General features: G+C 47.6%; 1 protein-coding gene. It reads right to left on the minus strand.

Annotated features, from left to right (window positions below):
• Positions 1 to 624, minus strand: a 624-nt coding sequence (locus SIK69_RS08020) for a GGDEF domain-containing protein (protein WP_319785826.1), incomplete at its 3' end; no start/stop codon positions are given.
• Positions 625 to 771: the final 147 nt, after the last annotated feature.

Here is a 771-nt window from a genome sequence, read left to right on the forward strand (position 1 = left end):
ATGTTCATAAAGGCGTAGATTCTGTACTGCCTCCTCATGCATCTCAGCTGAAAATCTGACAACGCCCCCATTGCCCTTTCCTGCTGCGTTATGGGCTGCAATGCTCGCATTCAATAGTATTGCCATGATGCGTTCTCTGGTCACCGGCTCGACCACCACTCCGGCATTCCCCTGGAAGAGATGGTCTTCTCCTCCATCGACTGAAAGGGGATCAAGAAAGAGATCACTCAGCCATTGCTGGCAAACATCAATCTGAGATGACTCGAGCCTGTCCGGAAAAATGATGACAAATTTATCCGTACGGATGCGAGCCAACAACGACCCTTCCGGCAGGTGTCGTTTCAGATATGCAATGCCGGTACTGACCAGTTCTACGGCATACTCTCTGCCCAACGTCATATTGAGCACGGCATAATTGGTAAGATGAATCAGTACAACAAGATTGCGTTCATCATCGTCAGTGATCTGCTTACACAAACCCGCATAGTTTGGCAGTCCGGTCTCAGGATCTTCTTCCGCGAGTTTATGTTGGGCCGTAAGCGACTCAGTGATCATCTCTGAGGTGCGAGCCAGTTCTTTGTCTAGTCGGGCAACTTCCGGAAATAAGCGAACATGGTTTTCCATTTCGAAGGGTTGTTTACCCAGTAATGCCGCCTTTCTGAGTATCACTTTTAATGGTCGGTTGAACCAGACCAATAAACTGATGATCAGAAGCAGTGATATCAGGATAACCCCTGACATGATAAGTATTGTTACTGTCTGATAATGCTT

Source organism: Scandinavium lactucae (assembly GCF_033843265.1).
Classification (GTDB): Bacteria; Pseudomonadota; Gammaproteobacteria; order Enterobacterales; family Enterobacteriaceae; genus Scandinavium; species Scandinavium lactucae.